A 14,019-nucleotide genomic window follows, 5' to 3' on the forward strand; every position below is an offset into this window, starting at 1 on the left:
GTCGTGCTCCTGTGGATGAATCGGGAAACCGGATCGATGTCGCCGTGCCGATGATCCGACCCGGTTGACGCAACGCCTTTCGGAGGAATGCGGCATCCGGTTACAGAATATGTTTTTGTCGCGCGGCGCCCCGCCGTGTAACCAATCGCCCTGGCTGCACGTAAGGATACGCGAAGGCACTATGCGAGCAGGCGAAGCACAGCTTAAGGCGTGGATGATCGGCGGCCTGAACGGCGACGCCGCATCACAGGCGCGGCTGCTGCGCGCGATCGTCCCGATCGTCACGGCGTTCTACCGGCGTCGCATGCAACATGGCCAAAGCGATATCGACGATCTGGTGCAGGAAACGCTGATCGCGGTGCACACCCGCCGCGCCACCTACGATCCGGAACGACCATTCGGCGGCTGGTTGTTCGCGATCGCGCGCTACAAGATGATCGACCATTTCCGCAAAAGCGGACGGACCTGCACGATCGAGGGGCTGGAGGACATTCTCGTGGCCGAAGGGTTCGAGGATTCCAGCGGTGCCCGGATGGACATCGACCGGCTGCTGGATGATCTGCCGACCAAGCAGTCCGATGCCATTCGCGCCACCCGGATCGAGGGGCTGAGCACGGCCGAAGCGGCGGCCCGTCAGAACATCGGGGAATCGGACATCAAGGTATCGGTGCATCGCGGCCTGAAAGCGCTGGCGGCCCGGATCAGAGGCGAATGACAGTGAATACCGACCAACTCATCGAAGCCCTTGTGCGCGATACGCCTCCGGTTCCGCGCCGCGCCGTCGGTCGGCGGCTGGTTGCCGGTATCGCCGCAGGAGCGCTCGGCACCTTCCTGTTGGTCGCCTTGTGGCTGGGCTTCAATCCCGATCTGGCCACGGCGATCCGCCATTATTCGTTCTGGATGAAGTGGGGCTATACGCTGTCGCTCGGGGCTTGCGCGGTCGCGGCGACGGCGCGTCTTGCCCGCCCCGACGGGGATGCGGCTGGCTGGCTGTGGGTGATGGCGCTGCCGGTGCTGGCCCTCGCCGCGATCGGTGTGTTCGAGATGAGCCATGTGCCATCGGCGCAGTGGCTGGCGATGTGGCTGGGCCAAAGCTGGAGTATCTGCTCGGCGCGGGTGTTCCTGCTGTCGCTGCCGATCTTTGGCGGGCTCTTGTGGTCGTTCCGCAGTCTGGCGCCAACGCGGCTGCGCGCGGCGGGCGCCACCGCAGGGCTGACCGCCGGGGCCTGGGCCGCCACGCTCTATTGCCTGCATTGCCCCGAGGTGTCGGCGATCTTCGTGCTGACCTGGTACACGCTGGGCATCGGCATGGCGGCCTCGGTCGGCGCGTTCGTGGGGCCGCGCCTGTTGCGCTGGTAATTCGTGCAGGGCTGTAACCATCGTTTCGGTCAGCCCGAATAGCAGGTGCCGCACCCGGCACATGACATTCAGGAGCCATCCGATGAACACGCTTTCTTCCGGTCTTACTTTCGCCGCCAGCGCCGCCGTGATCGCCGTTGCCGCCGCCGCCGTCGCCACCCCGGCGATGGCCGCCACCAAGGACACGGCCGAGGTCCATTGCTATGGCGTCAACACCTGCAAGGGCACCTCGGACTGCAAATCGTTCGGTCACGACTGCAAGGGCCAGAACGAATGCAAGGGGCAGGGCTTCAAGACGCTGACCATCAAGCAGTGCAAGGCCGAAGGCGGCAGCCTGACCGAAACCAAGTAAGTCCAAGGCCGTCGATGCCGTCGCCCTGCAGGTGGGGTGACGGCATCGTGCTTGCGGAGCAGCCCATGACCTTTCCGTCGTTTTCCGGCTTCGGCCTCGGCTTGCGCAAGCCGCACTATTCCGATTTTCTGGAAGGCGCGGTTCCGGTCGATTTCGTCGAGGTCATTTCGGAAAACTTCATGATCGCGGGCGGACGGCCCCGGCACATCCTCCAGCGTGTGCGCGAGCGCCATCCGGTCGCGTTGCACGGCGTGTCGATGTCGCTCGGCTCGGCGCAAGGACTCGACCCCGATTACCTCGCCCGCCTGCGCGCGCTGGTCGATGCGATCGATCCGCTGTTCGTGTCCGACCACCTCAGCTGGTCGCGCGCGCCCGGCTTCAATTCGCACGATCTGCTGCCGCTGCCCTATACCACCGAGGCGCTCGACCTGGTGTGCGCCAACCTGCACCGCGCGCAGGAGGCGCTTGGCCGGACGATGCTGGTGGAGAACCCCTCCAGCTACATCACCTTTGCGCAATCGCAGATGACCGAGTGGGAATTTCTGGCGCAAGTCACCGCGCGGACCGGCTGCGGCCTGCTGCTCGATGTGAACAATATCCACGTCAGCGCGGTCAATCACGGGTTCGATCCGCTGGACTACATCGCCGGCGTGCCGCTTGACCGCGTGCGCCAGATCCACCTTGCGGGGCACACACAGGGCGAAAACCTGCTGATCGACACGCATGACCGGCCTGTCCCGCCTGCGGTGTGGGCGCTGTTTGCGCGGGTGATGGAGCGCGTCGGGCCGGTTGCGGTGATGATCGAGCGCGATGATGACATTCCGCCGCTGTCCGACTTGCTCGCCGAACTCGACATGGCCCGCGCGCTGGCGCTGCCGAAAGTCGCGGCATGAGCCTGTCCGCGCTCCAGCAGGATTTCCGCGACTGGCTCGTCACCGGCAGCGATGAAGCACAGTCCCGCTTTTCGCCCGATGCCGCGCCCGGTCTGCTGGTCTATCAGAACAACTACCGCTGCGCGCTGATGGCCTGCCTTGAGGAAAGCTTTGCCAAGACGCTGGCATGGATCGGGCCGGAGCTGTTTCACGCCATCGCGGCAGCGCATATCGACGCGCGCCCGCCCGAAAGCTGGTCGCTCGATCACTATGCGGCGTATTTCCCGCAAGCTTTGGCGCAGGCACTGCCCGACGACACCGAAGTGGGAGAACTGGCCATGCTTGAGCAGGCACTGACCGACGCCTTTGTCGGACCCGACGGCGCGGCGCTGGCGCTGGGCGATGTGCCGCAGGTCGATTGGGATCGGGCGGTGCTGCGCTGGGTGCCGACGGCACGGCTGCTTTCGCTCGCCAGCAATGCGCCCGCGATCTGGTCGGCGCTTGCGGCAAACCGCGAACCGCCGCCTCGTGCGCTCCTTGCCGAACCGGTGCGTGTGCTGGTCTGGCGTCAGGAGGACATTGCCTGCTTCCGCGCGCTCGACCCGCAGGAGGCAGAGGTTGCGCCCACGCTGCTTGGCGGGGCGACATTCACGGCGATCTGCGCGCGGCTGGTCGATGCCCATGGCGAGGCGCAAGGCGTGCAGCTTGCGGGCGCATGGCTGGGTCGGTGGGTGGCGGACGGCGCGCTGGCCGCGCTCTGATCGAAATGAAACCTGCCCAGCGCGGGCAAGTTCGGGCAGACTGTGCCAGATTGACCAGCAAAGCAGTCGAACCCGCAAGGAAAGGTGTGAAGGCCATGCCCGTTCCCCCCGCCAGCGACATCGCGTTCACGCCCACGGTAAAGAACATCCAGAGCGCGCGCGGCTCGCGCGAAGCCTATGCGCGGCAAGAGGCGCGCGGCGGATTTCGTACCGCCATCGACGCCGATCTTGCCGCGTTCCTGGCAGAGGTCGACACCGCCTATCTGGCGACGACCAACGTGCTCGGACAACCTTACGCCCAGCATCGCGGCGGACCCAAGGGGTTCATCCGGGTGCTCGACGACCACACGCTCGGCTTTGCCGATTACACCGGCAACAAGCAGTACATCTCCACCGGAAACCTTGCCGAGAACGACAAGGCGTTCCTGTTCCTGATGGATTATGCGCATCGTCGGCGGATCAAGGTCTGGGGCCGCGCGCATGTCCTGGATGATGGCGCCCTGATCGCGCGCCTGATGCCCGAAGGCTATCGCGCCCGGCCCGAGCAGGCGATCGTGTTCACCGTCGAGGCGTGGGATACCAACTGCCCGCAGCACATCCCGCAAAAGATCGACGCGGCCGACGTTGCGGCCGAGATCACGCGCCTGCGCGCCCGGATCGCCGAACTCGAAGCCGAAAACGCGGAAATGAAAGGTGCGGCGCCGTAAGCCGGACCACTATCGCTGCGCGACAGGCGCGGCTGGCCGAAGATGCCTTGCACAGCCACGATCCCGCGCAGGCGACGCTCCGGCGACTGATCGCAAGAGCGCGGTCCATTGCGCTTGGCGGAGCTGATGGCAATTGTGTGTCGTGTCGCGGGCGCGTTCTGCAATCTCCTTGAAATCTCCCACCCAAAGATCGCAAAGCGCCACTGCGATCGACTGCTGATCGGTGAAATCGACCACGGCCCCGGCGCCTGTGGCTTGCTCGACAAGTCCATCGACCCGCGCGACGAGTATGGGCCGTCCGGCCTCGCGCGCTTCGTTGGCAACCATGCCGTACGCTTCCCAACGCGATGGCACAGCGATCACATCGCAGGATTGCAGGAACCGGGCCACGGATGCGACTTTGCCGGAGAAGCGGATTGCCGGGCAATCGGCTGCCAGAGCCCGCAGCTTCGCCTCATCCGCGCCGAACCCGCCCAGAATGAGGTCGCAATTCGCAAACCAGCCGTTGCGGAAAGCGGCGATCAGGCTGTCGAACCCCTTCTGCTCGCAAAACCGGCCATAGGCACCAATCCGCAAGCGCTGGTTCGGCACAGGCAAGGGCAATTCGGCAAGTCCGGGGTTTTCGGCATAAGGGTGGATCACGGTGATCCGGCTGGCGTCGATTCCCGCAGCTTCCTGCAGCCACTCTGCTTGCGCGACCGAGACGCACACGATCTGGTCGACAAGCCGCATCGCCAGCCACAGCATCGCCCGGAAGCGCGGCCGGTCCGGGACATGGAGGGCTTCCCACGCGCGGGTATAGCTATGCTCGACATGGACGATGCGCGCCTTGGGATTGCGCAGTTTCAGCCCCGCAAGCAGCGCAAGTCGGCGCCAGTTGGGCGGGAAATGCGTGATGATCACGTCGGCTGCGATGCGCGGCGCCACGATCGTGGTCGGCGGCAGGACGATGGTCGTCGGTTCGGCAATCCGGCACAATTGCGCCGTTTCGAACACACCAAGCGCGCGCGTGACCCCGCCCAGCGAACAATCGTCGAGCAGATTGGCAATCCGGATGCGGTTGCACTGTGGTTCGGCGAACGTCACGCGACCAACTGCCCGCCTGCTGCGTGCCCGGCGAACCGGGCAAACCGGTCAGGCCCGATCATGCGCCCCGCAATGGCCGCTGCCAGCGTGGTCAGTGACTTCACCGGCTCTTCCAGCAAAGGCCGGATGCTGCTGGCGCGTGCCCCGCGCAGCAGCACCATGGCCATCCCGGCATCGCCAAGCTGGATCGCGCGACGCGCCAGATAGCGCAACTGATAGGCGCGCGCGCGATCGACATGGCGCGCGGTGAATTGCGGCGCATAACGTTCCATCCGCGCGACCACGCCCTGCCAGGATTCATACTGCCTGAGGATTTGCGCGGACAACCCGCCGCCACCGATGCGGTATTCGGTCAGCACCGGCGCGATCCCTTCAAAGCGCACCTTGCCCATCAGCGAGAGCCGCAGCCACATCTCGATATCTTCCGACTGGCGCAGCGTTTCATCGAACCAGCACGGGCGGGTCCGGTCATCGGGGTGGGCAAAGGCGACGGTATCGAGCGCGGTGCGCCGCAGCACCGGTGCCGACCCGTTGCCGACCGGATTGCGGCAGAAGATGTCCTGAGCGGAGATGGCCGTCAATTTCGGCCGCTGGACGATGCGCAGCGGTTGCCCGGCGCCGTCGATGAAGCGCGATGGCGCGAAGCTCACCCCGATGGCAGGAGCATTGTCGAGGTGGATGACATGCAGCATCAGCTTCTCGGGCAGCCAGCGGTCATCGGAATCGAGCAGCGCGACGTATTCGCCCCGGGCAGCGGCGATACCGGTGTTGCGTGCGCCAGCAAGGCCGCGGTTGTGCTGCGCCACGATGGTGATCCGGGAGTCGGAAAATGACCGACAGATGGCCATCGATGCGTCGGCACCGCCATCATCGACGATGATCAGCTCGAAATCGGTGAAAGTCTGCGCCAGCACCGAGCGGATCGCCTCGGCGACATAGGCTTCGACATTGTAGACGGGCATGACGACCGAAACGCGCGGAGCGGACCGGGTGTTCGTGATTGAGGAGATCATGGCTCAGGCTTTCTGGCTGACGGGCGGGTTTTCAGGCGAAGAGGCGGCGGCGCAGGGCTGCCGGGATCAGCGGCGCGGCACAGGCTGCCAGCACGGTGGCAAGGCCCCGCTGGCGCTCTGCCATGAAGCTGCGCGCATCAAGGCGAAGGCCGCGCAGGACGAAGCGCAATGCCTCGACAGGGCTTCCCCCCGAGCGCAGCACGCGCCGCGCGAGGTAGCGGCTGTACAGGGCTTCGAGCGAAGCGCGGATCGCGGCGTCATCGATGTAGCGATCGACCAGAACCCGCCAGCCAGCGTGCATCCGCGCATGGTCCATCGACAGCCCGTCCGGGCTGAAGCGATAGCCGGTCAAGACGCTGTCTATGCCATCGACCTTTCCGCCGCGCGAAACCAGCCGAGCGACGAACTCCTGATCCTCGGCAAAGTTGAGGCGATCGTCGAAACCGCCGATGTGCGCGAACCAGTCACGGCGCACGACAAGATTGGACGCGGTGCATACCGGGTTTTCGCCCAGCAGATCGGCAAGCGCCGGGGCGTGGCGGGTCAGGGTCGAAACCGTCCGGGCGCCGTCCAGCGTGTCGGCGTCCGGCGCGATGAACGCGATCCGGGCATAGCTTGCGGCAAGTTCGGGCGCTGCGCGGTGCAGAGCGACGTGGCAGGCCAGCTTGTCGCGGGCCCACAAGTCGTCGGAATCGAGGAACGCGATCAGAGGCGCCATTGCTGTTTCGGCTCCCAGGTTGCGGGCTGAGGACACCCCGCCATTGCGCTGCGAGATGACCCGGATGCGCGAATCCTGCGCGGCAAGGCCGAGCAGGACGGCAAGGCTTTCATCCGACGATCCATCATCGACGGCAACGATCTCGAAACGGCGAAACGTCTGGTCGAGGACCGAGGCGATCGTCGCGCCAATCGTGGCGGCAGCGTTGTAGACGGGAACGATGACCGAGATTTCCGGGACGATGTCGACGTATGCGTCGGGCGAACCGGCAGGCAGGAAATCAGGCAGAATCATGAGCCGAACTCCGAACGAAGGGCGTGGCGACGAGGCAGGTCGAGGGCCGGAAGCAGGATGCGCGCGCCGTTCCACAGTGCCCCTGCGGTCTGGCCCGCGATCAGGCCGATGACGGCGAGCATCAGTCCGCCAAAGTGCGCACCAAGCCACAGTCCGCCCAGTGCCAGCGCACACGTCAGGGTGCTGTTTGCGGCGTCGATGCCCACCCGGCCTTCGGCTCGCAGCCAGCAGCCGGTGATCTGCGCGACCAGCAGCGGCAGCCCGGCAAGGCACAGGATGGCGATGAGCGGGGCGGCGAAGGCCCAGTGCGCACCGAACACCAGTGGGACGTAAAGCGGCGCGGCCAGCGCCTGCAGCGCGACGATCGGCACGAACACGGCGGCACCGCCGATCACGAGGCGGCGCAGCACACCCATCCGGGCTGCGCCGACTTTCGCCGCACAAAGCATCGGGAAGGCGACCGAACCGAACGCGGTCACCAGCGAACTGACAATCCCGACACCGGCGTTGAATGCGAAGTAGTATGTGCCCAGCGCCGATGTGCCCAGCAGCGCGGCGATGATCAGGTTGTCGCCTTGCGTGCGCAGGGCGGTCATCCCGTCGGCCAGCATGATCGGGCCGGCATAGCGCAGCATCCGCGAAGCCGGGAGTTGCCCTGCAGCGCGATCAGGCCGCCAGGGCGCGGCGCGGCGTGCAAGGATCAGCCAGATCGGTGCGGTCAGCAGCTTGGGCAGGACGATGGACCAGGCATTGGGCCAGAGGAGGAGCAGTGCCGCGGTGAGGATCTGATCGGCGATGGACTGGCACGCCCCGATCCGCGCGAGGCGGGCTACTTGTCCTGCACGCATGGCGAGATAGAACTGTACGTGGCCGCCCGCCATGAAGGGATAGACCAGCGTGAGGACGGCAAGCATGGCGCCAGCGGTCGGCCGATGGAATGCCAGCGCCAGCAGCGCCGCCACCAGCAGTTGCACGATCATCAACGCACCGGTCCAGCCAGCATAGAACCGCTGGACCGAATTGCAGGTCGCCGCCAGTTCGTCCGCCTTGGCCTGCACGATCTGTTGACCGGTGCCGATCCGTTCGAGCACGCGGACCAATTCGAACACGGTAAGCGCCAGCGCGGCCTCGCCCACGATCTCGGGCGCAAGGCTGCGCGCGATGACCACCGTTGTCAGCAGCCGCACGATGCGTGTGGCCACTTCCGCGCTGCCATAACTGCCCAGACCCCGCGCCAACTGCGCGAAGTGCGGTCCGATGTGGTTTTCGGCTTTCTGGATCAGGCGCAATGGCAAGGGATGCTCTCCGCAACGGGGAATGCCCAAGCTTAATCAAGGAGCGTGCCAGTTAGGGGAAAGCCCGTATTCCTGCGGGGCGGGATCGCCACGCCCTGCTGGTCCTGTGCAATGTGCAAAGGGCATTGCCGGGTGCAGCCGCAGAATGCACAAAAACGTACCCGGCGTTTGCAAAATGCAATGCCCTTGGCAGGCGGTTGCACCTAAAGAACTGAAAAAAAGCCATAATCAGAAATGGCACGGCATCTGCTTTGAACCGCGTGCGTCATCAGCACGCTCCCTTCAAAAAGGTGCCGACATGGACATTCTTGTATTCGCGATCGAAGATGGACGCTTCGGTCCGGCGCGCTTCCCGCAGATGCTGCACAACGCGGGCCTGTCCGTGGCGGCGCTGTGCCCCAGCGACAACATCCTTGCGCAAAGCGCTTTTCTCGATGCGCAGCATGTGTTGCCGCGCTCGCGCCATATTCGCTCCATCGCAAAGGCGCTGGCCGCAGCGATCAAGGCCGCGCCGCCCAAGCTCATCATCCCCGGAGACGAGCAGGCCGTGATCCTGCTTCAGGCCTTTGCCAAGGGGCGCTGCGCGTCCTTGATCGGGCCAGAGGCCAGGGCCGTGATCGCCGCGTCGCTGGGCGATCCGCGCATGTTTGCCGCCAGCCTCTTCAAGTCCGACACGATCGCGCTCGCGCGAACGCTCGGCATTTCCGTGCCGCAAAGCGTGACCGTGGCGTCGGTCGGTGAAGCCCACCGTGCGGGCGAGCGCATGGGTTACCCGGTCTATCTCAAGCAGTCCTTCAGCTGGGCCGGCCTTGGCGTGGCAAAGTGCGACGATGCCAAGGCCTTGCGCGCAGCCTGCAAGGCCGCGCGCCCACGCGGCATGATGGTCCGCCGTCTCGTTCGCAGGGTACTTGGCCGCGATTGGTATCCGGCGGTCACGGCCATGGATGTCCAGTCCGGCATCGCTGGCAGCACCGCAATGTTCAGTGTGCTGGCCTGGCAGGGCCGTCTGATCGGCGGGTTGTGTGGTGTGCGGCTGGCAAAGATCCACCCCTATGGGCCGAGCACTTCGGTCCGGCTTGGCCATGATCGGTCCATGGCCGACGCCGTCGGCAAGATGGTGGCGGCGCTCGGGTTGACCGGTTTCGCCTCGTTCGATTTCATGGTCCCGGATGATGGCAGCGAGCCAGTGCTGATCGAGTGCAATCCGCGTCCGGTGCCGGTCCATCATCTGGGCCGCCATATCGGTGTGGATCTGGCCGCAGCCTTTGCCCGCGTGCTGAACGGCGAGATCCAGCCAGGCGAGCCGCTGTTTCCCGACCGCAATCTGGACGTCGTGCTGTTTCCCCATGCGCTCGATCGCGCGCTGCATCTGGAGGGCGGCATCCTTGACATGCCCGATGAAGATCCCGGTCTGATCCGCCATGTCGCCAACCGGACATCGGCCAAAGGGACCGACCGACCAGCCCGCCTTGCGGCATGATCGGGCACTTATAATGTACCATTTTGGTTTTCAAATGATGACCTGATACGCTTCCCGGCTGCACGATCATGTTTCCTGCCCACTCAGCCTGCGCGGCTGGGTGGGCATCGTGCTGCCTTGCGTCCGTTCGGAATATCTATCTGTTTTTTAACAATACTGACCTTGCCATTTCGCAACGTGCAGTGCGAAGTGCAAAGGTCGGGACGTTGCATAGTGCCATGCTTCATCGTCTCCTCCCGCCCAAAAATTGCGCAAGACTCTGAAAGAGTTGAAGAATCCATATTGGCACAATATCTGCGTTGAGCCCTGCATCACAATGCAGGACACATCCCATGCTCAAGCGCTTTGATTTCGAGACTTACTCCGGTCAGCCCGACGCCCGCTTCACGCCTGCTGCGCGGCGCAAGCCGTTCGGCGATACGCTGCGCCAGACCCCGCGTGCGCGGCTGTTCGGGCTTGAGCTGATGGTCTCTACCCGCGCCCATGTCGCCGAAGAACTGGTTGCCATGGCCAAGGCCGGGGAATGTGCCACGGTGCAGTTCATCAATGCCCATTGCGTCAACGTCGCGCAGACCAACCGCACCTACCGCGAGGTTCTGGACCGCGCCGACTTCCTGCTGCCCGATGGCAGCGGCTTGACCATCGCGGCCCGTCTGGCGGGAACCTCGCTGGGTGAAAACCTGAACGGTACCGACCTGTTTCCCGAGCTTTGCCGCTGCGCCGCCGAACGCGGGCAGTCGATCTTTCTGCTTGGCGGCAAGCAAGGCATCGCTGCGGCGGCGGCACAGGCCATGCAGGAGCGCTACCCCGCGCTTCAGGTGGCCGGAACCCGCCACGGTTACTGGAGCGCGAGCGAGGAAGACCGCGTGGTGGCGCAGATCAATGCCTCGGGTGCAGCCATCGTGCTGGTCGGGCTTGGCGTGCCGACGCAGGAAATCTGGATCGACCGTATCCGCGATCGCCTCATGGCGCGGGTGGTGATGGGTGTGGGCGGCCTGTTCGACTATTACTCGGGCTCGATCCCGCGTGCGCCTGCCGCGCTGCGCAAGATCGGCTGCGAATGGATCTGGCGTCTGGCGCAAGAGCCGCGCCGTCTGTTCGTGCGCTATGTGCTCGGCAATCCGCTCTTCCTTGCCGCGTCCGTACTTCATGCCTGGCAGGCGCGCGATCTCTCCGGTCGGGCGTCGCTCGCCCTCAAGCACGGGATCGATCGGATCGCGGCGGGAATGGCGCTGCTGCTGCTGGCGCCGCTGCTGCTGCTGGTGAGTGCGGCGATCCGGCTTGAGGATGGCGGGCCGGTGTTCTTCCGCCAGACGCGCATCGGTGCCAATGGCCGGCCATTCCGGATGTGGAAGTTCCGCTCGATGGTGATCGATGCCGAGGCCCGGCTGGCCGCCATCCGCGAACGCTCGGAGCGCGATGGCACGTGCTTCAAGATGAAGCACGATCCCCGGGTCACGCGGGTCGGCGCTGCCCTGCGCCGGCTGTCGCTCGACGAACTGCCGCAACTGATCAACATCTTTGCCGGTGACATGTCGGTCGTCGGACCGCGCCCGGCCTTGCCCCGCGAAGTCGTCGGCTATCAGCCGGATGCCCGTGCACGCCTGATGGGCAAGCCCGGCCTTACCTGTACCTGGCAGGTCAGCGGGCGCGCCAACGTTCCGTTCGAGCAGCAGGTCGAACTGGACGTGAAGTACTTGCGCTCGCGGTCGATCCTGGCGGATCTGGCGCTGATCGTGCGTACCGTGCCCGCCGTGATCACGGCACGCGGCGCCTATTGAGAATCGCGCGGAGCGGCGTCTATTGCGGGATAAGCGGAGCGGCGAGCGCCAGAATGGTGGCGATCGTCGCTTCGATGCATTCGTGAAAGCGGGCGCGCGCGTCGGCAGACTGCAGATCGCCATCGGCGCACCGCATCACGGCGCTTGCCCCGAAATTGCCGCAAAGTCCCTTGAGCGAATGGCGCGCGCGCCGGATTGCATCGGGATCATCCCCAGCCACAGCGTCGAGCAGACGCTGACCCCAATCGCGCAGATCCGTTGCAGTCGCCTCGCACAGAGGGGCCACGATCTCGGGCGGCAGCGCTTCAAACTGGCTCAGCGTCAGTTCGGGATCGATCAGGTCCATGCACACCCTGCCTTGTGTCAATGCGATGAGTTTATGAACCGATGCGCGTTACCGCTTGCGACGGGAAAGGCCAGTGCCTTGCTCATGGCGCGATAGAGATCTTCGATCACGATGGGCTTTGCCACGCTGTCGTTGGCCCCGGCTGCCATCATCGGAGCAAGTTCCTCCGGCCGGGTGAAGGCCGTGAGCGCAATGATCGGCAGGTCGCAGAGCGCACCTTGCAGCGCCCGGATGCGGCGCGTGGCTTCGGGCCCGTCCATCACCGGCATCGCCATATCCATCAGCACCAGATCGTACGCGTCGCCCGATTCCACGGCGGTGAGGGCCTGTTGCCCATCTTCCACCACCCGGACTTCGCAGCCGAGCTTGCGCAGGCAACCTTCGATGACGATGCGATTCGTGGCCAGATCCTCGGCAACCAGCACGCGTGGTGTCCGGCCGTCCGGTCCCGCGAAGGACCGGACGACCGGGTTTGCGACCCGTTTGGGCACGGGGATTTCGGCAACCGGAATCTCGAACCAGAAGCAACTGCCGCGTCCGGCGTCATCCACGCCAAGCGTGCCGCCCATGACCTCGATGATGCGCTGGCAGATGGCGAGGCCCAGCCCCGCACCGCCGGGCTCGCTGCCCAGCAGATTGAGCTGGCTGAAATCGGTGAACAGTTCGGCCCGGCGATGGGCGGGGATGCCGATGCCGGTATCGACGACTTCGATGCGGAGCCGCCGTTGTGGCAGCACGCGCGTCTTGAGCATCACGCCGCCTTCGCTGGTATACTTGATCGCGTTGCTGAGCATGTTGTCGATCAGCTGGCGCAGCCGCACGCTGTCGGCATCGATCCAGCAGGGGGTGTCGCGCGCCAGCACGATTTCGAGCGAGAGGCTCTTTTCCGTTGCGAGATGCCGCCAGAAGTCCGCCCCATCCGTCAGCACGTCGACCAGATTGGTCGGGCCGGGGCTGAGCGTCAGCTTGCCGGCTTCGGCACGGGCGAGATCGATGATATCGTTCAGCAGCACGCGCAACTGGTCGCCGCTGGAGCGAACCAGCGCCAGCGTCCGCTTCTGCTCGGCGGTCAGGGTGCTTTCGTCAAACAGGCTCAACATGCCGATCACCCCGTTCAACGGCGTGCGGATGTCGTGGCTCATCATCGCGAGAAACCGCGACTTGGCATCGTTGGCAATGTCGGCTTGCTCGCGCGCGATCAGCAGTTCCTCGTTCAGCTTCTCGAGGTCTTGCAGGCGCTGCAGTTCTCTGGCGCGCAAGGTTGCCGCCTCGTTGTCGGCACGAACCTGGCGGGTAATGTCCTGCACGGTCACGAAGATCATCACCGGGCGGCACTGGCTGTCGATCTGGAACTGCGCCATCACGCAAAGCGAACGCACGTCGTCGCCAACGTCCCCATTGGGGCAGCGCACCTCGATGCGGTATTCGCGCAAGGATTCCTCGCACGAACCGGTCTGAGCCTGATCGGCCCGTCCTTCGCACCGTTCGCAACGGCCGTTCGTCAGTCCGGCCAGCAGCTCGCGGTTCATCCAGTGCAGCATCCGACGACGGTCTTCGCGCAGCAGCCGCCGCACAAGCGACCGATAGGTCTTGACCGCCGATCCTGGCTCAAGCCCGATCATCACCTGGACTTGCGGAGACAACTCGAGCTGCCGACTGCGGATGTCCCACAGCATCGTGCCGAACCCGGCAACGCGCTGGGCATCGAGCAACTGGCGCGTACGCCGCTCAAGACTGGTGCTCAGACTTTCCTTGCGGGCGGTCAGTTCGGTGTTGGCAGCCGCGAGTACCCGGCTTTTCTGTTCGAGCAGATCTTCTGCTGCCGCCCGCGCAGCCTCGGCGCGGGCCAGCCGCCGTTCGAGCAAGGCAATCTGCGCTGCGCTGTCGGCGGGCTCGATCGCAATCGCGACCGGGGTTGGCACCGTATACCGTGTCAGGGGTGTGCCGGGCATCGG

The 14,019-nt window shown here is 65.1% G+C and carries 14 protein-coding genes; 8 read left to right on the forward strand and 6 right to left on the reverse strand.

All coding sequences use genetic code 11. The annotated features are described in order from the left end of the window. The first annotated feature begins 181 nt into the window (after positions 1-181). From LDN95_RS12830 to LDN95_RS12855, 6 genes are all read left to right on the forward strand, one after another. Positions 182-715 (forward strand): sigma-70 family RNA polymerase sigma factor, encoded by a 534-nt coding sequence (locus LDN95_RS12830; RefSeq protein ID WP_226018078.1) that lies wholly within the window; start codon positions 182-184, stop codon positions 713-715. 2 nt (positions 716-717) lie between these two features. Further along, positions 718-1,359: a DUF1109 domain-containing protein gene (locus tag LDN95_RS12835; RefSeq protein ID WP_226018079.1), complete on the forward strand. Its 642-nt coding sequence runs from the start codon at positions 718-720 to the stop codon at positions 1,357-1,359. Between the two features lie 82 nt (positions 1,360-1,441). Further along, a complete protein-coding gene (locus LDN95_RS12840) occupies positions 1,442-1,711 on the forward strand; it encodes a hypothetical protein (RefSeq protein ID WP_226018080.1) in 270 nt (89 codons plus the stop codon). Between the two features lie 65 nt (positions 1,712-1,776). Further along, positions 1,777-2,604: a DUF692 domain-containing protein gene (locus LDN95_RS12845; RefSeq protein WP_226018081.1), complete on the forward strand. Its 828-nt coding sequence runs from the start codon at positions 1,777-1,779 to the stop codon at positions 2,602-2,604. Next, a complete protein-coding gene (locus LDN95_RS12850) occupies positions 2,601-3,344 on the forward strand; it encodes a putative DNA-binding domain-containing protein (protein ID WP_226018082.1) in 744 nt (247 codons plus the stop codon). The genes LDN95_RS12845 and LDN95_RS12850 overlap by 4 nt, the downstream gene beginning before the upstream one ends. A 95-nt stretch (positions 3,345-3,439) precedes the next feature. Further along, positions 3,440-4,051, forward strand: a complete 612-nt coding sequence (locus LDN95_RS12855) for a pyridoxamine 5'-phosphate oxidase family protein (RefSeq protein ID WP_226018083.1) — start codon at positions 3,440-3,442, stop codon at positions 4,049-4,051. Positions 4,052-4,060: 9 nt separating this feature from the next. Here LDN95_RS12855 and LDN95_RS12860 read toward each other — a convergent pair whose 3' ends face one another. Genes LDN95_RS12860 through LDN95_RS12875 form a run of 4 tightly spaced genes read right to left on the reverse strand, consistent with a single transcriptional unit; the run spans position 4,061 to position 8,457 of the window. Beyond that, positions 4,061-5,137, reverse strand: a complete 1,077-nt coding sequence (locus tag LDN95_RS12860) for a glycosyltransferase family 4 protein (RefSeq protein ID WP_226018084.1) — start codon at positions 5,135-5,137, stop codon at positions 4,061-4,063. Beyond that, positions 5,134-6,150, reverse strand: a complete 1,017-nt coding sequence (locus LDN95_RS12865) for a glycosyltransferase family 2 protein (RefSeq protein ID WP_226018085.1) — start codon at positions 6,148-6,150, stop codon at positions 5,134-5,136. Before LDN95_RS12865 ends, LDN95_RS12860 begins: the two co-directional genes overlap by 4 nt. Before the next feature lie 31 nt (positions 6,151-6,181). After that, positions 6,182-7,162 (reverse strand): glycosyltransferase family A protein, encoded by a 981-nt coding sequence (locus LDN95_RS12870; protein WP_226018086.1) that lies wholly within the window; start codon positions 7,160-7,162, stop codon positions 6,182-6,184. After that, the gene (locus LDN95_RS12875; RefSeq protein WP_226018087.1) at positions 7,159-8,457 is read right to left on the reverse strand and encodes an oligosaccharide flippase family protein; all 1,299 of its coding nucleotides are present in this window, start codon (positions 8,455-8,457) and stop codon (positions 7,159-7,161) included. The genes LDN95_RS12870 and LDN95_RS12875 overlap by 4 nt, the downstream gene beginning before the upstream one ends. A gap of 298 nt (positions 8,458-8,755) precedes the next feature. Between LDN95_RS12875 and LDN95_RS12880 the strand changes: the two genes are divergently transcribed. Beyond that, entirely contained in the window at positions 8,756-9,937 is a 1,182-nt protein-coding gene (locus tag LDN95_RS12880) for an ATP-grasp domain-containing protein (protein ID WP_226018088.1), read from the forward strand. Between the two features lie 332 nt (positions 9,938-10,269). Then, positions 10,270-11,718: a WecB/TagA/CpsF family glycosyltransferase gene (locus LDN95_RS12885; RefSeq protein WP_226018089.1), complete on the forward strand. Its 1,449-nt coding sequence runs from the start codon at positions 10,270-10,272 to the stop codon at positions 11,716-11,718. 19 nt (positions 11,719-11,737) lie between these two features. On the opposite strand, the gene LDN95_RS12890 is transcribed toward LDN95_RS12885, so the two are convergent. Together LDN95_RS12890 and LDN95_RS12895 are read right to left on the reverse strand one after the other, a co-directional pair. Beyond that, positions 11,738-12,064: an Hpt domain-containing protein gene (locus LDN95_RS12890; protein WP_226018090.1), complete on the reverse strand. Its 327-nt coding sequence runs from the start codon at positions 12,062-12,064 to the stop codon at positions 11,738-11,740. Between the two features lie 17 nt (positions 12,065-12,081). Then, positions 12,082-14,016 (reverse strand): ATP-binding protein, encoded by a 1,935-nt coding sequence (locus LDN95_RS12895; RefSeq protein ID WP_226018091.1) that lies wholly within the window; start codon positions 14,014-14,016, stop codon positions 12,082-12,084. Positions 14,017-14,019: the final 3 nt, after the last annotated feature.

Origin of the sequence: Novosphingobium sp. FKTRR1 (assembly GCF_020404405.1) — a bacterium.
In the GTDB taxonomy this organism is placed as follows: Bacteria; Pseudomonadota; Alphaproteobacteria; order Sphingomonadales; family Sphingomonadaceae; genus Novosphingobium.